Annotated in this window: 19 protein-coding genes, 5 tRNA genes and 1 pseudogene; 5 read left to right on the top strand and 20 right to left on the bottom strand. The window is 57.4% G+C overall.

Annotated features, from left to right (window positions below; translation table 11 throughout):
- Nucleotides 1–31: 31 nt before the first annotated feature.
- Nucleotides 32–592, top strand: a complete 561-nt coding sequence (locus DW195_RS08200) for an RNA polymerase sigma factor (RefSeq protein WP_117583099.1) — start codon at nt 32–34, stop codon at nt 590–592.
- Complete coding sequence (locus DW195_RS08195) at nt 573–1,703, top strand: DUF4179 domain-containing protein (protein WP_117635373.1); 1,131 nt, start codon at nt 573–575, stop codon at nt 1,701–1,703. Before DW195_RS08200 ends, DW195_RS08195 begins: the two co-directional genes overlap by 20 nt.
- A 351-nt stretch (nt 1,704–2,054) precedes the next feature.
- Here DW195_RS08195 and DW195_RS08190 read toward each other — a convergent pair whose 3' ends face one another.
- From DW195_RS08190 to DW195_RS08130, 13 genes and pseudogenes are all read right to left on the bottom strand, one after another.
- Nucleotides 2,055–2,720, bottom strand: a complete 666-nt coding sequence (locus DW195_RS08190) for an isocitrate/isopropylmalate family dehydrogenase (protein ID WP_233540848.1) — start codon at nt 2,718–2,720, stop codon at nt 2,055–2,057.
- Nucleotides 2,629–3,195, bottom strand: a pseudogene (locus tag DW195_RS08185) (hypothetical protein). The gene DW195_RS08190 and the pseudogene DW195_RS08185 overlap by 92 nt, the downstream one beginning before the upstream one ends.
- A 465-nt stretch (nt 3,196–3,660) precedes the next feature.
- Nucleotides 3,661–4,368 carry a 50S ribosomal protein L1 gene (gene rplA / locus DW195_RS08180; RefSeq protein WP_089572518.1) on the bottom strand — a complete coding sequence of 236 codons (708 nt, stop codon included), beginning with the start codon at nt 4,366–4,368 and terminating at the stop codon, nt 3,661–3,663.
- 117 nt (nt 4,369–4,485) lie between these two features.
- Entirely contained in the window at nt 4,486–4,914 is a 429-nt protein-coding gene (gene rplK / locus DW195_RS08175) for a 50S ribosomal protein L11 (RefSeq protein WP_022093893.1), read from the bottom strand.
- 120 nt (nt 4,915–5,034) lie between these two features.
- Nucleotides 5,035–5,571, bottom strand: a complete 537-nt coding sequence (gene nusG / locus DW195_RS08170; RefSeq protein ID WP_006234984.1) for a transcription termination/antitermination protein NusG — start codon at nt 5,569–5,571, stop codon at nt 5,035–5,037.
- A gap of 3 nt (nt 5,572–5,574) precedes the next feature.
- Nucleotides 5,575–5,913, bottom strand: a complete 339-nt coding sequence (gene secE / locus DW195_RS08165; protein ID WP_089572519.1) for a preprotein translocase subunit SecE — start codon at nt 5,911–5,913, stop codon at nt 5,575–5,577.
- A 76-nt stretch (nt 5,914–5,989) separates the two neighbouring features.
- Nucleotides 5,990–6,065, bottom strand: a tRNA-Trp gene (locus tag DW195_RS08160).
- Between the two features lie 13 nt (nt 6,066–6,078).
- Nucleotides 6,079–6,228, bottom strand: a complete 150-nt coding sequence (gene rpmG, locus DW195_RS08155; protein ID WP_022093895.1) for a 50S ribosomal protein L33 — start codon at nt 6,226–6,228, stop codon at nt 6,079–6,081.
- Between the two features lie 279 nt (nt 6,229–6,507).
- Nucleotides 6,508–7,698, bottom strand: coding sequence for an elongation factor Tu (tuf, locus tag DW195_RS08150; protein WP_089572520.1), 1,191 nt, complete (start codon nt 7,696–7,698; stop codon nt 6,508–6,510).
- Between the two features lie 96 nt (nt 7,699–7,794).
- Nucleotides 7,795–7,871, bottom strand: a tRNA-Met gene (locus DW195_RS08145).
- Nucleotides 7,872–7,874: 3 nt separating this feature from the next.
- Nucleotides 7,875–7,950: transfer RNA gene (locus DW195_RS08140), tRNA-Thr, on the bottom strand.
- 10 nt (nt 7,951–7,960) lie between these two features.
- Nucleotides 7,961–8,042, bottom strand: a tRNA-Tyr gene (locus tag DW195_RS08135).
- A 430-nt stretch (nt 8,043–8,472) separates the two neighbouring features.
- Nucleotides 8,473–9,306 carry a MurR/RpiR family transcriptional regulator gene (locus DW195_RS08130; RefSeq protein ID WP_158550121.1) on the bottom strand — a complete coding sequence of 278 codons (834 nt, stop codon included), beginning with the start codon at nt 9,304–9,306 and terminating at the stop codon, nt 8,473–8,475.
- A gap of 151 nt (nt 9,307–9,457) precedes the next feature.
- On the opposite strand from DW195_RS08130, the gene DW195_RS08125 reads away from it, so the two are divergent.
- On the top strand, nt 9,458–10,876 hold the full coding sequence (locus tag DW195_RS08125) for a glycoside hydrolase family 1 protein (protein ID WP_117646059.1): 1,419 nt from the start codon (nt 9,458–9,460) through the stop codon (nt 10,874–10,876).
- A gap of 9 nt (nt 10,877–10,885) precedes the next feature.
- Nucleotides 10,886–12,286 carry a PTS transporter subunit EIIC gene (locus DW195_RS08120; RefSeq protein ID WP_118206422.1) on the top strand — a complete coding sequence of 467 codons (1,401 nt, stop codon included), beginning with the start codon at nt 10,886–10,888 and terminating at the stop codon, nt 12,284–12,286.
- 533 nt (nt 12,287–12,819) lie between these two features.
- Here the strand turns inward: DW195_RS08120 and DW195_RS08115 are convergent.
- The 7 genes from DW195_RS08115 to disA form a co-directional block, all read right to left on the bottom strand.
- Nucleotides 12,820–12,894, bottom strand: a tRNA-Thr gene (locus DW195_RS08115).
- A 223-nt stretch (nt 12,895–13,117) separates the two neighbouring features.
- Entirely contained in the window at nt 13,118–13,795 is a 678-nt protein-coding gene (locus DW195_RS08110; protein WP_055309418.1) for an NYN domain-containing protein, read from the bottom strand.
- 3 nt (nt 13,796–13,798) lie between these two features.
- Complete coding sequence (gene rlmB / locus DW195_RS08105; RefSeq protein ID WP_118206421.1) at nt 13,799–14,719, bottom strand: 23S rRNA (guanosine(2251)-2'-O)-methyltransferase RlmB; 921 nt, start codon at nt 14,717–14,719, stop codon at nt 13,799–13,801.
- A gap of 167 nt (nt 14,720–14,886) precedes the next feature.
- The gene (gene cysS / locus DW195_RS08100; RefSeq protein ID WP_117798312.1) at nt 14,887–16,353 is read right to left on the bottom strand and encodes a cysteine--tRNA ligase; all 1,467 of its coding nucleotides are present in this window, start codon (nt 16,351–16,353) and stop codon (nt 14,887–14,889) included.
- 3 nt (nt 16,354–16,356) lie between these two features.
- Nucleotides 16,357–16,851: a 2-C-methyl-D-erythritol 2,4-cyclodiphosphate synthase gene (ispF, locus tag DW195_RS08095; RefSeq protein ID WP_006234975.1), complete on the bottom strand. Its 495-nt coding sequence runs from the start codon at nt 16,849–16,851 to the stop codon at nt 16,357–16,359.
- The gene (gene ispD / locus DW195_RS08090; protein ID WP_117798311.1) at nt 16,841–17,569 is read right to left on the bottom strand and encodes a 2-C-methyl-D-erythritol 4-phosphate cytidylyltransferase; all 729 of its coding nucleotides are present in this window, start codon (nt 17,567–17,569) and stop codon (nt 16,841–16,843) included. The genes ispF and ispD overlap by 11 nt, the downstream gene beginning before the upstream one ends.
- A complete protein-coding gene (disA, locus tag DW195_RS08085; protein WP_369831362.1) occupies nt 17,569–18,609 on the bottom strand; it encodes a DNA integrity scanning diadenylate cyclase DisA in 1,041 nt (346 codons plus the stop codon). Before disA ends, ispD begins: the two co-directional genes overlap by 1 nt.
- A gap of 385 nt (nt 18,610–18,994) precedes the next feature.
- On the opposite strand from disA, the gene DW195_RS08080 reads away from it, so the two are divergent.
- Nucleotides 18,995–19,573 carry a manganese efflux pump MntP family protein gene (locus DW195_RS08080; protein ID WP_117806097.1) on the top strand — a complete coding sequence of 193 codons (579 nt, stop codon included), beginning with the start codon at nt 18,995–18,997 and terminating at the stop codon, nt 19,571–19,573.
- Nucleotides 19,574–19,596: the final 23 nt, after the last annotated feature.

The following is a 19,596-nucleotide window of genomic DNA, read 5'->3' as shown; positions in this document are numbered from 1 at the left end:
ATATCCACCACGACCAATTGGAGGTGACACTATGCCTGCACGCCGTAACCGCAATAGCACGCTCCGATGCGATGCCGATCAGATCGAGCGGGAAGCAAAGCGCTTGGTCGACACGTATTCCGACCTCATCCTTCGATTGTGCTATTCGGCCCTTGGATCCGCTGACGACGCTCAAGACATCTGCCAGGACACGCTGATCAAGATTCTCCAACGCACTCAACCGTTCGACTCGCTCGAACACGAACGTGCTTGGGTGATCCGAGTCGCACTGAACGCATGTCGCGATATCGGCCGTACGCACGCGAATCACCCGGTTGTCGACCTCGATTCGCTCCCCGATTTCTGCGCACCCGTAACACATACCGAGCAAGAATTCGCGCAACGCGACTGCGCCATTCTTTCCGCTGTCACGGCCCTGCCTCAAGCACAGCGCATCGCCATCTTTTTGCACTACTACGCAGGCATGAGCATCAGGGAAATCGCAGACGCCGTTCACGCGACGCCAGCTGCAACCGCCCAGCACCTTAGCCGCGGACGTGCGTCACTTCGGCTTTCCTTGAAAGGAGACCACAATGACTACGAATTCGAATGACTATCGCCACGCCCTGGAGCACATTTCGTTTACCGATAATGCGAAGCAGCACATGGCAAACTCGATTGCTCAGTCCGTCGCCTCGAGCGATGCGGCGACCGCTCAAAGCAACTTTAATGGCACGCGACGCAAGCCGCGCATCGCCCGCCATCCCGTAAGAACAGTCGCTCGCATTGCCGCTGTAACGGCAGTCCTCGCTATCGTCATTGGAGGCGCTGGCACGGCTATGGCAACAGGCGTCCTGCCGCTTCCTTCTGACATGCTTTCCGACATCTTTGACGGACCTGCTTCTCAAACCGAGATCATCGACCGTATTGGCCGGCCCGTCGGTGCTAGCTGCTCCAACAACGGAGTCACCGTGACCGCCGACGCCATCATGGGCGACAAGGATATGGTTACCATCGCCTATACGCTTACGTTCGACGATCCCGCTGCCCTGAAAAAGCTTTCCGAGCCGGGCGAGAACGGAACTATCGCCGGAAGTGTCGATGGAAACGTATACGTTGATGGCGAGCATGGCGGCCAAGGCCAATCATGGCTCATTGACAAGAACCCCAATGACTCCAGCATTCAATACTTTGCACAGTTCAGCGTTGAATCACCCGGCCTTATGGGCAGGACCGTCCGCACGCATATCAACTCTCTCGTTGTGCCACGTGCTGGCAAAGAGCTTCCCGAGTATAAGAAAATACTTACGGGCCCATGGGATCTTAAGTTCCAGCTGAATTACGAAGATACATCCGTTACGATTCCCGCGCCCAAATCGGTCAACTTTAACGGCACCAAGGCGACGATTCAAGAGGCCACCGTATCCTGCGTTGGCGTTTCAGTCCGCTACAACATAGATCGTTCCATCGAACACGACAACAACAGCGGCAAGATGTCTCAAAACATGGAGGAGTCTATGGATGCCGTTGGCAACATACCCCTCATCGTGACGTTCAAAGACGGTCATGTTGAGGACGCAACCAGCCACAGCGGCTATTTCGCAAATAAACTGGATAACGGCACCACTGATGTCCACAAGACCTGGCCGTTCTCGCAAGTTTGTGACACAGACAAGATTGCAAGCGTACAAATTGGCGATACGGTCATTCCCATGAATTCGTAACGCTACGCGGCTCGTATATGCACCCGGTTCCGCACTTCGCGTCTAAAGATGCGCTGTCATCGAGCAGCGTGAGCGCAAGGCCGCCCGTATGGTCGGCTGGGAACACCTCGTTGCGCTAAAAACCACCACGAAGGGGACCGGCACCTTTGTGGTGGTTTTGCTGACTCGTCCGACCTGTCCCAACGGTTTGTCTCAATCTGTAACAGGTAGGGCCCAAATAATCGGTTAGCTGTTACAGATCGAGACAGACCACGGATGCTCAGCCGAAAATCTCAATCTGTAACAGGTAGGAACGATTTTGCCCCTTAGATGTTACAGATTGAGATATTTGACAGCTTGAATCGGCATCGCCTACAGCGCGGCGACGACCTTGTCGCCCATCGTCGTGGTGCCGAGGATCTTATCTGCCGGGGTGTTGACATCGGCGATGTCACGGGTGCGCCAGCCCTCGTCGAGCACGCGCGCCACGGCGCTCTCGATCCACGCGGCTTGCTCGCCCATGTCGAGCGCGTAGGTCAGCAGCATCGCCACCAACAAGATTTGAGCCAGCGGATTGGCCACGCCGAGCCCCGCGATGTCAGGAGCGCTGCCAGCGCTCGGCCCAAACAGCGATACGCCATCATCCAGCGAGGCAGAGGCAAGCATACCGAGCGATCCGGTAATCTGAGCCGCCTCATCGGACAGGATGTCGCCGAACATGTTCTCCGTCACCACGACGTCAAAGTCTGCCGGTCGACTGATGAGCTGCATGGCGGCGTTGTCGACGAGCAGGTCCTCAAGCTCCACGTCGGAGTACTCCTCGTCTTGCACGCGATGCACGATCTCGCGCCACATGCGGCTCGTCTCCAGCACGTTGCGCTTATCAACGCTCGTCACCTTGCCGCGACGTTTGCGCGCCGCCTCAAATGCCTGGCGCGCAATGCGCTCAATCTCGTACTCGCGATACTCCATCACGTCGACCGCACGCTGACCGGCCGCACCCGCAGCGCCCGCGCAGGTCACGGATGCGGACGCCAAAGTCCCACGGCATGTTGTGGCCCATCGTATCGGGGATGTTCACGACCGTGGCACCGGCCTTTACGGCCGCCTCGATAATGCGCACCAGAAACTCCTGATCGGAGCGGCCGGCATCCTCGGCATAAAACTCAACATCGTCAACGAACTTGCGAGCATGTTTGACGGCATGGATCGCTCACTCAATTGCCCTTTCCTCAGTCATATGGAGCTTGTCGCGCAGGTGACTGGTGCTCACACCCAGCCCTGTATGGATACGGGGCCTCTGGGCCGTTTTGAGCGCCTCTGCAGCCACTTCGATATCCCTGTCGACAGCGCGCGTCAGGCCGCATACCGTGCATCGGTCGCCCGCAATCTTGCCAATCTCCTGTACGGAGCGAAAGTCACCAGGACTCGAGATGGGAAAGCCCGCCTCGATAACGTCCACGTTCATGCGCACCAGCTGGCGGGCGATGAAGAGCTTTTCCTCGGTATTCATGCTGGCGCCCGGCGACTGCTCACCGTCGCACAGGGTGGCGTCAAAGATTGTGATTTTGCGGCTTATATGTTCCTCCTGATTGACCGTTTTATGACAGATGGCTTTCAGGAGAGAGAGAAGGCCTAGAGATAGAAAAATACCCGTGTCGCTCATCACGCCTGAAAGCGGCAGACGATAGCGCACCCGGGTACAACAAATCGTTATAGCGAGATTACAACCCTAGCGCGCTATCCAATCTAGTAGCGCTAGGCCTAGGAGCTGTTGCGTGTTCTTAAACATGTTGGGCTCCCTTCGGCCTCGGGTAGTACTACATCGCGCTAAAGTACAACACAAGTAAAACCACCACAAGGGTGCCTGTCCCCTTCGTGGTGGGTTCGTTGACTCAAAAGCAAGAGACCCGGTCCTGCACGAAGCAGAACCGGGTCTCTTTAGCAATGCTTGCTTTGCTCAGGCAGTAACTGTTAGTTACTCAGCCAGGAAGTCGCGCTGGATAGCGGGATCGACCTTGACGCCAGGGCCCATGGTGGAAGACACGGAGATGGACTTGACGTACTTGCCCTTAGCAGAAGAGGGCTTGACGCGCAGGATCTCGGTGTACAGGGCAGCGTAGTTCTCGACGAGCTGCTGCTCAGAGAAGGACTTCTTGCCCAGGGGCACGTGGCAGATGCCGTAGCGGTCGGCGCGGTACTCAACGCGGCCGGCCTTGAGCTCGGAGACCATCTTGGCGACGTCCATGGTCACGGTGCCGAGCTTGGGGTTCGGCATGAGGCCACGGGGACCAAGGATCTTACCAATGCGGCCAACCTTGGCCATCATGTTCGGCGTAGCGATAGCGGCGTCGAAGTTGATCTCGCCCTTCTGGATCTGGGCGACGAGCTCGTCGGAACCGATGATGTCGGCGCCGGCAGCCTCGGCCTCGCGGGCCTTCTCGCCCTCGGCGAAGACAGCAACACGAACGGTCTTGCCGGTGCCGTGAGGCAGGGAGATGGAACCACGGATGTTCTGGTCAGCCTTACGAGTATCGATGCCCAGACGGAAGTGGGCCTCGACGGTCTCGTCGAACTTGGCGGTGTCGAGCTCCTTGATGAGCTTGGCAGCCTGAAGGGGGGTGTAGAGCGTGGCGCGGTCGATCTTCTCGGCAGCGGCGTTATAGCTCTTACCATGCTTAGCCATGTGCATTACCTCCTGTGGTTAAACGGGCGTGAGCCCTCCCACATCGTATCGTGTGCCCTATTGCACACATATAACGGGCGCCCCGGTCGGAGCACCCGTCATTACCTAAAGAAATCGCTACTCAGCGATGGTGACGCCCATGGAACGGGCGGTACCGGCGATGATCTTCTTGGCGGCGTCAATGTCGTTGGCATTGAGGTCCGGCATCTTGATCTCGGCGATCTTGGTGAGCTGCTCCTGAGAGAGCTGACCAACCTTGTCGGCCTGGGGCTTAGCGGAACCAGACTTGAGGTTCAGCTCCTTCTTGATGAGGTGAGCCGCCGGCGGGGTCTTGGTGATGAAGGAGAAGGACTTGTCCTCGTAGACAGAGATCTCAACGGGGATGATGTCGCCCTTCTTGTCCTGCGTCTCGGCGTTAAAGGCCTGGCAGAACTGCATGATGTTCACGCCAGCAGCGCCCAGGGCGGGGCCGACGGGAGGAGCGGGGTTAGCTGCACCAGCAGGAATCTGGAGCTTAATGACGTTGGCAACCTTCTTCTCAGCCATGGTCATTCCTTTCGAATCACGAGTGTGAAGTACTTGCTATATCGTAAGCACGCACGTGTTAGAAGCACTCCTGAGATGAGCAGTCACAGAAGAAGCACGCTCGCGCGAACGGACGAAAACTTAAGCGATGACAGCGACCTGGTTAAAGTCGAGCTCGACCGGCGTCTCGCGGCCAAAGATCATCAGCGTGACCTTGAGCTTGCCAGCCTCGGTGTTAACCTCGGAGACCTTGCCATCAAAGTCGGTAAGCGGGCCATCGGTGACGCGGACGGACGTGCCGACCTGAATATCAACCGAGGTGCGCTTGGGCGAATCGCCCTTACCGGGACGACGAGTCATCTTGTTGTACTCGTCGCGGGAAAGCGGAGCGGGCTTGCCGTTGCCGCCCAGGAAACCGGTGACGCCAGGCGTGTTACGAACGCACGTCCAAGCATCGTCATCCATCTCCATGCGGACCAGGACATAACCCGGGAAGATCTTGGAATCCTTGGTCTCACGCTTGCCACCCTCTTTAATCTCGGTGACGCGCTCCATAGGAATCTCGATATCAAAGATACGGTCCTGCATGCCCATAGTCTCGATGCGATGCTCGAGATCGGACTTAACGCGGTTCTCGTATCCAGAGTAAGTGTGAACGACGTACCAACGCTTAGACATGGTTTAGCCCCTCAATCCAGAGAACAGAGCAAGAGCCTCGCCAAAGCCAGCATCGAGCAGAGCGATGACGACGCCGACGACGATCAGAGAAGCGCAAACGACGACCGAGTAGTTCACGAGCTCCTTCTTATCGGGCCACGTGACACGCTTCATCTCGGACTTCACCGAAGCGAAATACTTCTTGGTGCGGGCGAAGAAACCAGGCTTCTCGTTCTTCTTGGACTTCGCAGCCTTCTCGCTCTTCTTGGCAACGGCCTTCTTGGCCTCAACCTTGGAGTTGGCGGCAGCGTTGTTGGCAGGCGCCTGCTGCTGTGCCTTCTTCTTGTTCTTCTTGTTGGCCATTTGGGTTACCTCCGCGCAATGCGCTTATACATGAGTAAACCGTAAGCCCCCAAGTGGGAGCTTACGGAATAATGACTGGCACGCCAGGAAGGACTCGAACCCTCAACACTCGGTTTTGGAGACCGATGCTCTACCAATTGAACTACTGGCGTATATGACTAGAGACTAGCGAGTCTCTTTGTGCAGCGTGTGGTGACGGCACCAGGGGCAATACTTCTTGATCTCCATACGATCAGGCATGGTCGACTTGTTCTTGGTGGTCGTATAGTTGCGGCGCTTGCACTCAGTGCACGCAAGAGTAACTAGAGTACGCATGTATCCTGAACCTTTCATTTCCGCCCCGTACGGGCACGAGTTGTTACTTTATCAGCTCCACGTAAGTGCTGTCAATGAAAACCTCGAGTCAATTGGTTCTCGGTGGATCCATTCATATTTGGAACACATCAATGAAGCCATCGAGATCTAATCGACGGTGCATCCAGGACCATTATCGATCCTCTCGACACCAGCAACGGCTCAATATCCATTGCAGAAAAGAACCCGGCACCCAAATAAGTGCCGGGTTCTCTAAGTCAGCTATATCAAAGAGCTAATTTACTCAATGATCGTGGAGACGATGCCCGAACCGACGGTGTGGCCACCCTCGCGGATAGCGAAGCGCAGGCCCTCCTCCATGGCGATCGGGTGGATGAGGTCGCCCTCGATGGTGATGTGGTCACCAGGCATAGCCATCTCGGTGCCCTCGGGGAGCTTGACCGTACCGGTAACGTCGGTGGTACGGAAGTAGAACTGAGGACGATAACCATCGAAGAACGGGGTATGACGGCCGCCCTCCTCCTTGGTCAGAACGTAGATCTCACCGGTGAACTTGGTGTGCGGGGTAACCGAACCGGGCTTGCAGAGAACCTGGCCGCGCTCGATGTCCTCACGCTTGATGCCGCGGAGCAGCAGACCGACGTTGTCGCCAGCCTCGCAGAAGTCCATGGACTTACGGAACATCTCGATACCGGTAACAACGGTGTTCTGGGTATCCTTGATGCCGACGATCTCGACGGGCTCGTTGAGCTTGAGCTCACCGCGCTCGACACGGCCGGTAGCAACGGTACCACGGCCGGAGATGGTCATAACGTCCTCAACGGCCATCAGGAACGGGAGGTCGTTGTTACGAGCAGGCGTCGGGATGTACTCGTCGACGGCGTTCATGAGCTCGCGGATAGCGTCCATCCACTTGGCGTCGCCCTCGAGAGCGCCCAGAGCGGAACCACGGATGACGGGAATGTCGTCGCCGGGGAAATCGTACTCGGAGAGGAGCTCACGGGTCTCCATCTCGACGAGGTCGATGAGCTCGTCATCGTCGACCATATCGCACTTGTTCAGGAAGACGACGATGTAGGGAACACCGACCTGACGGGCGAGCAGGATGTGCTCGCGGGTCTGAGCCATGGGGCCGTCGGTAGCGGCGATGACCAGGATAGCGCCGTCCATCTGAGCAGCACCGGAGATCATGTTCTTGACGTAGTCAGCGTGGCCCGGGCAGTCAACGTGAGCGTAGTGACGGGAAGCGGTCTCGTACTCGACGTGGGAGACGGAGATCGTAATGCCGCGCTCACGCTCCTCGGGAGCCTTGTCGATGTTCTCGAACGCAGTGAAGTCAGCCTTGCAGCCCTCGGTCTCGGAGAGAACCTTGGTGATGGCAGCGGTCAGCGTGGTCTTGCCGTGGTCGACGTGACCAATGGTGCCGATGTTAACATGCGGCTTAGTGCGCTCAAACTTCTCTTTGGCCATAAAGCCCTCCTCTAAACAGGTCGTCCCCGGACGGGACTTTGCCTTTATACCATAGTGGCCTCTCAACATACTATTGAGAAGCCACCGTGTTACCTATGGTAGCGGTGACTGGATTCGAACCAGTGACGCCACGGGTATGAACCGTGTGCTCTAACCAACTGAGCTACACCGCCGGATGGAGCCTGCAACCAGACTTGAACTGGTGACCTCTTCGTTACCAACGAAGTGCTCTACCGACTGAGCTATACAGGCACTTGACGGGTGGGAGCTATAGGATTCGAACCTATGTAGGCAGAGCCAACGGGTTTACAGCCCGTCCCCATTAACCACTCGGGCAAACTCCCAATCGTTCAAGTATCCGCAGGTCCTTTGGTCTTTTGGACCGCCGCCCCCGCGAACGAAAAAGATAATACGATGCAACCTTGGGGGCTGTCAACGAAAACCTCTAGATACACGGTTCCGGGCGTATCTATATAGCCGTGACCTGCGGTTTTGTTGAGTTTGGATGTGAAGGACAGTGGTTTTGGATACAGAGGTGACATTTCCCAAGGTAACACTTTGGCGTAGTGGAGTACACCTTCAGGATCGAACTTCGATAACAGCCTATTTGCACCTATATATAGGTCGAGATCGGGCTTCCGTGGCAGATTCGAGCGTGGATTTTCTTCCGTTTGAAATCGAGCGTGGACAATCTCCCACTATTGGCGTGCCCCCAAGGCCAAAGTGGCAGATTATCCACGATCATTCACTAAGCGGGAGAACTATAGAGCCGAACTACTCGGGCCAGGCCAAAGTAGACCCATAGAGCGGCTCCCCCTTGGTGCAGGGGTAGCGACTCAAGTAACACGACGATAGCAAGTCGAAGAAATAAGTCATGGCATATTTCGAATAAACGCCGAGTCGGTCAATTCCGTTTCCCGCATTACCAAGACGATATACACGGTCAAAAGACCTCGATTTGTCATCGTTGCTAAACGCAGTAATTAGAATCTTCCTGCCCGAACGGCAATCAAGATACTCACGTGCCTGTGACGCAAATAGCCCGGAGACCGATACGAGAATTATCAATGACTGCGAAACGTCTCCCATGTTTTTCAATTCCGCGACGTTAGCCCCAGCAACTATGCGAACTATCTTGCCCGCATAAAACATTTCCTGCTGAAATCGTACGAGATTGGCGCTCACATTATTGGTGCACCAGATTTCAACGTTTTTATGGCCATCAATTTCGTCGGCAAGGTGCTTAATAGCGATATCGGACACGCCGCTTTCAACCTCAGCGAACATCTCGATCATGCGAACGTCGAGCTCTGCCCTGTACTCCTCGTAGCCAAATTCCTCCTCTCGATGGCTTAAGTCGCTTGGAAAGACTGATTGAGTAAATGATTCTTTCAAATCGCTAAGAGACTGGTAGCCCAATCGATTGCAGAAACGACGAACAGCGGAACGGGTCACGAATGCATCGCGGGTTATTGCGGCAACATTGATTTCGCTCGAACGCCTAATGTGAGCGATGAGATATCGAGCGATGGCGGCATCGTTTGACCCAAACTCGCTGTTGATGATTGAGCTAATGCGATTGAGCACATCGAAGTCATTGATATTCACGTGATCCCTCTTTCCGCTCTCCTCGAAATCATGGTTCATTTATTGAATCAAACAGCTTTGGTCGTTCTCCTATGATTCAAATCAGTTGACGTCATCTTAATCGTAATTCCGCCACACGTATCCACCGTGTTGAATGATGGAAAGGGGATTCATGGACAACGTGAACAACATGCCGTTTCTCTGGGGTTCCGCCACGGCGTCTTATCAGTGCGAGGGTGCCTGGAACGAAGACGGCAAAGGCCTTGGCGAGTGGGATTTCTTTAGCCACACAAGCAATAAGAACATCAACCATGTTGACGGTGATGTATCTTGCGACTTCTACCATCGCTATGAAGAAGATATCCGCATGATGAAAGAAGGCGGACAAAACACTTATCGCTTCTCTCTTTCATGGAGTCGAATCATCCCCACGGGTATCGGCGAAGTGAATGAAGAGGGTATCGATTTTTATAATCGGGTCATTGATTGTTGCCTCGAAAATGGCATAGAGCCCAACGTTACGCTGTTCCATTACGATCTACCATTCACGCTTGCTTGCAAAGGCGGATGGCTGAACAACGACATGGCAGAGTGGTTCTGCAAATACGCCAAGATTTGCTTTGAGCGCTTTGGAGACCGCGTCAAAATCTGGGCTACCGTTAACGAGCCGCATTTCTACAGCTACTGCGTAAACATGTTGGGCAACTATCCCCCCAATCGATCGCTCGACGTTCAGTCGTACATGCAGTTTCAGTACAACCTGATGCGCGCGAGCGCACTCGCAGTCCGAACATATCGTCAAATGGGCTACGACGGCATCATCGGCGCCGTCCACGATGGCGGCGTTGTCGAACTCGACCCGGCAACCGAGCACCCTGATGACGTATTTCGATACGCAGACTTTTTCGCCAATCGCATGATTCTGGCACCAGCGCTTCAGGGTCAACTGCCGCCAGAAATGGACGAAATCCTTGAAAAACTTGGCGTCTCGCTCTATCGATCCCCAAATGACGTAGAAGAATTCAGAGACGGTAAAGTCGATTTTATTGGACTCAACGTGTATTGCCGAGAGTATGTAACCGACTGGCACGGTGGAGAGCTTGCCGTTTCGGCGAACAATAAGGGCGGTTCGAGCAAAAAGGTCGAAGGAAAATGCATTGCGCCCTTGTTTGAAAGCGCCCGCGACAGCAATGTTCCCCGCAATAAATGGGGCCGCGAAATACTCCCAGGTTGCATGTATTCAACCATCATGGATGTCCACGAGCGCTATGACGCGCCCCGCATCTTTATTACGGAAAACGGACATGGCGCCTATGAGCAACCAGACGCAGACGGAATGATCCACGATGATGACCGCATCGAGCTTCTGGGCCAGTTCATCGAGCACATGATGAGGGCTAAGCGCGACGGCGCGCGCGTTGAGGGCTACTACCTCTGGTCGACGATGGATCTGTATAGCTGGATCAACGGCTACGAAAAACGATACGGACTTGTCCATATCGACTTCGAGAACAATCTGGAGCGCACCCCCAAAAAGAGCTGGTATTGGTACCGAGACCTTATCTCGAAGTATCAGGAGCAGGAAGGTTAGGAGAAAGAGATGAAATATCAGGCAATGTCCGAAACAGTCCTAAAGGCTGTTGGCGGCAAAGAGAACATTACATCGGTAACTCATTGTGCGACGCGCCTTCGCATCGACGCACGAGACACCTCGATCATCGATCTCCAGCTCGCCAAATCGGCCGATCAGGCGCTCGGGGCAGTAGTCAGCGGTGGCCAGCTTCAGGTGATCATCGGCCCCAACGTCACCGAGGCTTACAACGACTTCCTCGACTTCGCGGGAATCGAAGTCGGCGGTGGCACGGTTGCCGACGATGCCCAAACCGCCAAAGACCTTGCAGAAGGCATTAAAAGCGGTAACACCGCCATGGGCTTGATTGAGAAATTCGGGAACGTCTCTGCACAGGTATTCATGCCCATCGTCCCGGCGCTCATCGTTGGCGGACTCATTCTTTCGATCAAGAATCTCCTGGTCAATTATTGCGGATTGAGCACCGATAGCGGAACCGCCCAGGTCCTGTTGGCGATCTTTAGCGCTTCGTTTAGCTTCTTACCCGTTTATCTTGGTTATCAGCTCGCGGCCGTCATGAAGTTGCAGCCCATCATGGGCGCATTGCTGGGCGCGATCATGATCAGCTCGTCCATTAGCGGTGCCGAGGGTCTCGACTTTCTTGGTATTCCCATCCCGACGAACGACTATTCGAGTACGGTAGTGCCCATCGTACTGGGCGTTGTATTCATGTACTTTGTCGACCGCGGCCTTCAGAAGATTATTCCCGACGTTACCAAACTGTTCTTGAAGCCGCTGCTCACCATGATCATCGTCGTGCCCGTCGAGCTTATTATCCTTGGCCCCGCCGGCAGCATGATGGGCTACGCGCTGAGCGATGCCGTCACGTGGCTTATGGACAACGTGGCATTTATCGCTACTCCGATCCTGGCAGCCCTTAACCCCTATTTCGTCATGCTCGGTCTCGATAAGGCTTACATCGCAATCGAAGTTACGAGCCTGGCGCAGCTCGGTTGGGCACCCATTATCTTTGGATTCATCTCGAACCTCTGCATTGGCGGCACGAGCCTCGCCCTGGCAACTGCCATGAAGGGAAACAAAGAGAAGAGGGGTATGGTCACCACGGTTGCCGTCACCGCACTCTGTGGCGTAACCGAGCCCGCGTTCTACGGTTGCCTCATCGAGCGTCCCCGCCTGCTTGTCGGCACGGCAATCGGCGCGCTCTGCGCTGGACTCCCTGCAGGCATCTTTGTTCTGAAAGAGTATGTTGCGGGAGCATGCCCCGGCCTTCTTTCGGCACTCATCTTTATCGCTCCCGATGGGTCCATGGGTAACTTCGTGCTGGCATGCGTTGTCGCCATCATCGCCATCGTCGTCTCCTTCATCGCTGCACGCGTGATCATCAAGAAGAACCCCAGCTATATTGAGTAGATGCCCGCTGTTTGCATTGGGGACATCCTCGGCAGACCATTAGCAAGAACCCAAGAAGTTCCTTAGGAGCTCGATTAATCCATTCGGATTCCTGAGGCACAAACGGCCCCGATTCCACAATGAAATCGGGGTCGTTGTTTCTAAAGCCGTCGATAGACAATCGGTGTTTACCTTAGCTCCCTATCCAAGTTAATTATCCACGCTCGTTCTCCGGTCGGGAGATTTTCTTCGCTCGCGTATCCAGAAATCCACGCTCGAGCAGGACATCCAGATCCGCGCTCGCCCTTGTCTCGATCTGTAACAGCAAGAGGCCTATTCCGCTTCTAGATGTTACAGATCAAGATATTCCTAAAACACCCTAAGTTTCATCTCAATCTGTAACAGTTAGATGCCGAATATCGGTCTTGGTGTTACAGATTTAGACAAACTGGAGGACGAGACAAACCAAAAACGGGATGGGCGCTAACCCGATGGCGCACCACCTAAATAGAAACGGGCTCTGTCCCATATAGAGACAGAGCCCGAAACTCTCATGGAGCCAGTGACAGGAATCGAACCCGCAACCCACTGATTACAAATCAGTTGCGCTACCGTTGCGCCACACTGGCACACTTGGCGCTTTCGCGCGAAGCCTGTTTAGGATAAAGGAATTACGGACGGGGCGCAACAGACCCTTCGACCTACCACATCTCAAAACTATTCGTCAGAACGAATAGTTTTATCTGTTCGCCAGAACCAAAAACTATTCGTTTTGGCGACGGCAACCCACAGTCCATTGATTACAAATCAACGGGCCGGCCAATTGGAAAACGGGTCTCTATGGATAATCCCCTACCGTCCGCGCAGGGCCTTGAGCTTGGCCAGGGCATCGGGACTCAGGCGGCTGCCCAGAGTCATCTTGATCTGCGGAGCTTCCTCTGCCTCGTGAACGTCGTTGTCGATCTGTTTGATCTCGTCCACCAGCATACGGCTCGAGATGCGCGTGACGCCCTTGCCCATGACGACGGCCTGTATTGTGCCGTCACTCGATACCACGGAGCACGCGCGGCCTTCCTCACGCGCCTCGATGCAGAGCTTCTGCACCACGGTATCGGCAGAGACGCCCGTCGGCGAGAACTCGATGCGCACGCCGCGGGCCGGTAGGTTGGGGCGCTCGTTGGAGATGTTGCCCGCGCCGTCGAACACGATCACGGCCTCGTAACGGCCCTGGGCAAACGCCGCGACATCGTTGATAAGCGCAGTACGAGCCATATCGTGGACGTCGCTGGAATATGGATCGTCGGAATGGTCGTAGACGAGCTTTTCGTAGCGCGGCGTGCAGTGAATCACGTTGTAGCCGTCGACCACCAGCAGCTCGGGCTTATTGGAGTGCACCGTCGAGACCGGGTCGGCGATAGCCTGCGCAAACGCATTGCCGCCCACGCCATAGGTCGCGGCCGAAACAATTGGCTTGGCCGAGCCCTCGCCAAAGCGCTTGGCCTTGGACTTGGCGCGGTTCTTCTTGGACATGCGCTACTCCTCCCCCATGAGCTCGCCGGCATTGCGGCGCAGCCACTCAAAGCACAGCGCGGTGGTCGCCTGGGCCACATTGAGACTCTCGGTCATGCCGCGCTGGGGAAGCTTGGTCAAAAAGTCGCATTTCTCGAGCACCAGGCGCGAGATGCCGTCGCCCTCGGAGCCCATGACGAGCGCAACGCGGCCCTCAAAGGGAGCATCCCAGCAGCTGCCCTTGGCGTGCTCGGAAGCACCGCTCACCCAAAAGCCGGCGGCCTTGAGGTCGTCAAGCGCTCGGGCGATATTGGGAACCTGCGCGATGGGCAGGTGCATGACGGCACCAGCAGAGGTTTTGTAGCTGCCCACGGTCACACCGGCGGCGCGCTTGTTTGCAATGATGACGCCCGCCGCGCCCACGACCTCGGCGGAGCGCACGATCGCACCAAAGTTGCCATCGTCGGTCACATGGTCGAGCACGACGACGAGCGCCGGTCCGTCACCCGCGCGATCGAGGATATCGGCGACATCAGCATAGGGGAAATTACCCACCTCGAGCGCAATGCCCTGGTGAGCGCCATGGCTCGACAGCGCATCGAGCTGCGCGCGCGGCACATACTTAATGCGGGCACCCGCGGCGTTGAGGTCATCGACCAGGCGCGACAAGGCGGCATCGCGCTCCCCGCCCTCGGCGATGAGCGCGCACTTGATGGGAAAACCAGTGCGCAGCGCCTCGGCGGCAGCACGACGACCTTCGATAAACTCGCCCTTGGGGACCTGAATGTTGTCGCGGTTGCGATCTCGCTGCGAACGCGCAGCCTGGGCTTGGGAGCGCTCGCGCTGGTCCTTGGAAGCGGCAGCGCGGTCATTGCGGCGAATCGGGCGCGAGCCAGAAGCAGCCTGTTTGCCACCACGAGGCGCACACTTGCGATTGTCGGCCATAAAGCGACCTCCTAAATACAACTATCAAACGAAACAAATAGACCGACCGCCCGAGGTGCGGCAGATTGCCTTGAAAGAGAAGGGCATAGACCTTGAGGTCATGCCCGACGATTGAAAGGCAAGGTGCCGTGGCTCGGGCGGTCGGGTGCTTGGAAAACCCGCAGGGATTAGAGAGTCTTAATACGAGTGCCGGCGGCCGTATCTTCAATCGTCAGACCCAAGTCCTTGAGCTGGTCGCGGATGGCGTCTGCCAGATCCCAGTTCTTGGCGGCACGGGCATCGGCGCGAGCCTCGAGAATCTTGGCAGCGGCCTCATCCACGTCGTCACCAATGTAGGCAACCAAACCGGCGGCAACGCCCAGCAGGCCAAGCGGCAGCTCGACTTTGGGCTCGGGAAGCTCAACGCCAAACGTATCGAGCAGCTCGACCAGCGTATCGGCGGCGGCAAGCGCGGCGGCCTTGTCGGCAGCGTCGCCCGCCTGCTCCAGGTACTGGTTGCACTCGGTCACAAAGCCAAAGACGGCACCCATGGCACCGGCGGTGTTAAAGTCGTCGTCCATGCACTCCTTAAAGGTGGCACGGGTCTCGGCGGCCTTGGCGGCAAACGCCTCGGATGCTGCCTCATCGGCCTCGGCCGTCGCATGGTTCGCGGCCCAGCGCAGGTTCTCGACCGTACCGGCGATACGCGTGAGCGAGTTCTCGGCACCCTCCAGGCGCTCCCACGAAAAGTCGAGCGGCGAGCGATAGCTCGTCTGCAGCATCAGCAGGCGCAGGGCCGCGGCAGAGTGCTGCTCGAGGACCTCGGCCAGCGTAAAGAAGTTGCCGAGCGACTTGGACATTTTCTCGCCGTCTACCAGCAGCATGCCCGTGTGCATCCAGGTGTTGGAGAAGCCCTGGTGCCAGGCGCAGGTGGCCTGGGCGCACTCGTTCTCGTGATGCGGGAAGGCAAGGTCGGAGCCGCCGCCGTGGATGTCGATCGGGGTGCCCAGGTAGCGATGCACCATGGCGGCGCACTCGGTGTGCCAACCGGGACGGCCCTCGCCCCAGGGGCTCGGCCAGCTGGGCTCGCCGGGCTTAGCGGCCTTCCACAGGGCAAAGTCGAGCGGGTCGTTCTTGTCCTCGTTCTCCTCGATGCGCGCGCCAACCATAAGGTCGTCGATGTTGCGGCCCGAGACCTGACCATAGTTGGAATCGCTGCGCACGGCAAAGTACACGTCGCCGTTATCGGCGGCGTAGGCGTGGCCCTGCTCGATGAGCGTCTTGATCATGGCGATCATGGGGCCGATCTCTTTGGTGGCGCGGGGGCGCACATCGGGATCGAGCACGTTGGCGGCACGCATGACGCCGATGAACTTGTCGGAGAACTCCGTCGCGACCTCGGCAGCCGTACGGCCCTGCTCGTTGGCGCGCTTGATGATCTTGTCGTCGACATCGGTGAGGTTCTGGGCGAACGTGACCTCGTAGCCGCTCGCGATGAGCCAACGACGAATCACGTCAAAGCTGATGAACGTGCGGGCATTGCCGATGTGGATGTTGTCGTAGACCGTGGGGCCGCACACGTACATGCGGACCTTGCCGGACTCGATGGGCTGGAACTCTTCCTTTTTATGGGTAGCGCTGTTGTAGATACGCATTCGTTACTCCTTAACGGTTTTCTGTAACAGGCAGACGGCCCAGGCGCCAATTCCCTCGCCTTGACCTTCCCAACCGAGCTTTTCGGTCGTAGTGGCGGCGACGCCCACGTTTTCGACGTCGACGCCCAGGGCATGGGCCAGGTTGGCGCGCATGGCATCGCGATGCGGGGTGATCTTGGGCTGCTGGCAGGCAATGGTGCAGTCGGCATCGACAAACTCAAAGCCCAGCTCGCGTGCATAGTCCATCACGCGAGCGAGCAGCACCATCGAGTCGGCGCCCTCATAGGCGGGATCGGTGTCGGGGAATAGCTTGCCAATGTCTCCCCCGCGGCAGGCGCCCAGAATGGCGTCGGCCAAGGCGTGCGCGAGCACATCGGCATCCGAGTGGCCCAGCAGGCCGCGCTCGTAGGGAATGTCGACACCGCCGATGATACATCGACGCCCCTCCACCAGACGGTGAACGTCGTAGCCGTGTCCAATGCGCAGGTTACTGAACATGGGGAAGGTCCTCTCCCTCGGCCATGCGACCGAGCAGAATCGCGGTTACGGGACGCAGGTCCTCGGGCACCGTCACCTTAAGGTTATCGCGCGGGCTCTGGACGCAGCGGACGCGCCCACCCATGCGCTCGACCAGCGACGAATCGTCCGTACCGATAAAGCCCTCAGCAATCGCCGTGGCATGGGCACGCCTCATGGCGTCGACGCTAAAGATCTGCGGCGTCTGCGCGGCCCAGTAAAGCTCGCGCGGCGGCGTCTCGACGATGTTGTCGCCGTCGACAATCTTGAGTGTGTCGATGGCAGGCTGGCCGCACACGACACCGTCGAGGGCGCGGTCGCTCACGAGCACGTCGATCGCATGATCGATGGCCTCGGTCGTGATGAGCGGACGGGCGCCGTCGTGGATGGCGACGTATTCAAAGCCCGCCGGCACCGCGTGCACGCCGGCGCGGGTGGAATCCTGGCGGGTCTCGCCGGCATCGGCAAAGCTGATGGGCGTGCTATACGAATACGGGCTGATGGCCAGGCGGCGCATCTCGGCACGACGCTCGGCAGGGCAAACCACGACGATGTGGCCGACCTTATTGCTACGGTCAAATGCGCGGATGGACCAGCTCATAAGCGGACGACCCGCTACATTGACGAGCTGCTTGCCACCGGGGTTACCAAAGCGCTGGCCGCTGCCACCGGCAACGACCACGGCGCATACGGGCGCCATTATGCGTTCCCCTGTTTGGTGCCCTTCATGCGGTACAGCGAGTCCGCAAGAATGGCAGGGTTGTTGACGCCAAAGTCGCCCAAGCGCTCCGGATCCTCGCTGATGTCATCCATGAGCTCCTGCAGCGATCCATACTCGTCGACGATCTTCTCGGCCACGCCGTCGCGCACGACGGACACGCGCGAAAGCGTGCGCAGGCCCAGCGGCGTCATGACGGAGTCCTCGTCCAGGTCGTCGTAGCCCAGAACCGCCGCCACATGCTGTGGGTCGGACAGGTCCTTAGGTGTCATACGGCTTAGGTTGGCGCGGATCTTCTCGGCGTTGGCCTCAGAGGAATCGCTTGCGTAGTCACGGATCATCAGGTCGTATTCGGTATCCATGCTGGAGCCCGCGAGCTGCTCGAGCTGCATCTGCACGAGCTTGCCCTGATTACCCAGCTTGACGATGCAATCCTTAAGCTCGGTTTTTGCCTGCTGCATGATCTCGAAGCTCGAGAAGATGCCGGTGATGTCGGCGAGCGTGACGTAGTCGTCGAGCTCAAGGGCCGTCAGGCGCAGCAAGGAGCGGTCGAGCGACTGACGGGTGGTCTGAAGCGTGGCGACGAGCTGGTTGACCGAGCTCATGATGGTGGTGACGGGCTGGATCTCGTAACTCTTGCCGTGGACGTACACGTTGACGACGGCACGACGGGCCGAGACCGAGATCACGATGGCATCGGTGAGCACCGACATGCGAGCGGCAGTACGGTGACGCATGCCCGTCTCACTCGTGGCGAGCGAGGGATCGGGATTGAGGTGGAAGTTGGCGCGCAGAATCTGGGTGAGGTCGCCATCGATAACGATGGCACCGTCCATCTTGGAGAGCTCGAACAGGCGGTTCGAGGTGAACGAAATGTTGAGTGGGAAGCCGTCGTTACCGGCAGCGAGCACGTTTTCGGTGTCGCCGACGCAGATAAGGGCACCCAGATGACCGGCGATGATCATGTCGAGGGCGGTGCGGATCGGCTGACCAGGTGCCGTCAGGCGGATGGCCTGTTCCATACGCTTTTGCAGCTCGTTCTTATCCAAGGCATCGCTCCCATCGCATACGCTCCATAAACGCTAAATAGTTTCTCACGGTTTGTCCCCGCGGCGCTCGCGAAATCCGATGCTTACAGAATGAGCGAACACCGCTGAGGTAGTCAAAAGAGCCCCAACCCAAATGAGCTGCTTATGTGGTAGCATCGGGGTTCACATGAATGAGGGAGTAGTCGCGTGACCGGGTTCGCCTCCGGTGGCGCGGCAAGTCAACATACTGGCCGAAACGGTCTGGCTTGCCTTAATGAACGAGACTCGTGGCTGTGCGCGCAACGCGTACGCCACGGGTCTTTTTTGTTACTCCCCCAAGAGGTACACGCGGGCCCGCCCGCAGAGAGAGAGCCAGACTATGGGACTCGCAGAGCTCGTGCTGCTCGCCGTTGGCCTTTCGATGGACGCCTTTGCCATATCCATCTGCAAGGGCCTTGGCATGAAGAAGATCAACCTTAAAGTCGCCGCGGTGCTCGGCCTGTTCTTTGGCGGCTTTCAGGCCGGCATGCCCGTAATCGGATGGGCGCTTGGCAGTCAATTCATGGGCATCATCGGACCCATCGACCACTGGATCGCCCTTATTCTGCTCGCCTTCATCGGCGGCAAAATGCTGTGGGAGGCCTTTACCGAGGACGAGGACGAAGGCGACAACAAGAATGCCGAGAGGATTGACCTGGGCGAGTACCTAATCCTTGCCATCGCCACCTCGATTGATGCCCTAGCCGTAGGCATCTCGTTTGCGGCACTCTCGGTCGACATCGTTCCCGCCGTATCGCTTATCGGCGTCACAACGTTTATCTTCTCTGTCGCCGGCGTGGCGATTGGCCACACCTTTGGCGCACGCTACGAAAAACCCGCCACCATCGTGGGCGGCATCGTGCTCATCCTCATCGGACTTAAGATCTTGCTTGAGCATCTGGGGATTTTGGCGCTGTAACGCCAAACGCAATCGCTCAAAAC

The sequence above is a fragment of the Collinsella sp. AM17-1 genome, assembly GCF_003470665.1.
In the GTDB taxonomy this organism is placed as follows: Bacteria; Actinomycetota; Coriobacteriia; order Coriobacteriales; family Coriobacteriaceae; genus Collinsella.
This window is presented reverse-complemented; position numbering and strand designations above follow the sequence as displayed.

Excerpts from the sequence above, each read along its gene's own strand:
- DW195_RS08200 (WP_117583099.1), top strand. The coding sequence starts at position 32 with ATGCCTGCACGCCGTAACCGCAATAGCACGCTCCGATGCGATGCCGAT.
- DW195_RS08195 (WP_117635373.1), top strand. The coding sequence starts at position 573 with ATGACTACGAATTCGAATGACTATCGCCACGCCCTGGAGCACATTTCG.
- rplA (WP_089572518.1), bottom strand. The coding sequence starts at position 4,368 with ATGGCTAAGCATGGTAAGAGCTATAACGCCGCTGCCGAGAAGATCGAC.
- rplK (WP_022093893.1), bottom strand. The coding sequence starts at position 4,914 with ATGGCTGAGAAGAAGGTTGCCAACGTCATTAAGCTCCAGATTCCTGCT.
- nusG (WP_006234984.1), bottom strand. The coding sequence starts at position 5,571 with ATGTCTAAGCGTTGGTACGTCGTTCACACTTACTCTGGATACGAGAAC.
- secE (WP_089572519.1), bottom strand. The coding sequence starts at position 5,913 with ATGGCCAACAAGAAGAACAAGAAGAAGGCACAGCAGCAGGCGCCTGCC.
- rpmG (WP_022093895.1), bottom strand. The coding sequence starts at position 6,228 with ATGCGTACTCTAGTTACTCTTGCGTGCACTGAGTGCAAGCGCCGCAAC.
- tuf (WP_089572520.1), bottom strand. The coding sequence starts at position 7,698 with ATGGCCAAAGAGAAGTTTGAGCGCACTAAGCCGCATGTTAACATCGGC.
- DW195_RS08125 (WP_117646059.1), top strand. The coding sequence starts at position 9,458 with ATGGACAACGTGAACAACATGCCGTTTCTCTGGGGTTCCGCCACGGCG.
- DW195_RS08120 (WP_118206422.1), top strand. The coding sequence starts at position 10,886 with ATGAAATATCAGGCAATGTCCGAAACAGTCCTAAAGGCTGTTGGCGGC.
- DW195_RS08110 (WP_055309418.1), bottom strand. The coding sequence starts at position 13,795 with ATGTCCAAGAAGAACCGCGCCAAGTCCAAGGCCAAGCGCTTTGGCGAG.
- rlmB (WP_118206421.1), bottom strand. The coding sequence starts at position 14,719 with ATGGCCGACAATCGCAAGTGTGCGCCTCGTGGTGGCAAACAGGCTGCT.
- cysS (WP_117798312.1), bottom strand. The coding sequence starts at position 16,353 with ATGCGTATCTACAACAGCGCTACCCATAAAAAGGAAGAGTTCCAGCCC.
- ispF (WP_006234975.1), bottom strand. The coding sequence starts at position 16,851 with ATGTTCAGTAACCTGCGCATTGGACACGGCTACGACGTTCACCGTCTG.
- ispD (WP_117798311.1), bottom strand. The coding sequence starts at position 17,569 with ATGGCGCCCGTATGCGCCGTGGTCGTTGCCGGTGGCAGCGGCCAGCGC.
- disA (WP_369831362.1), bottom strand. The coding sequence starts at position 18,609 with ATGGAACAGGCCATCCGCCTGACGGCACCTGGTCAGCCGATCCGCACC.
- DW195_RS08080 (WP_117806097.1), top strand. The coding sequence starts at position 18,995 with ATGGGACTCGCAGAGCTCGTGCTGCTCGCCGTTGGCCTTTCGATGGAC.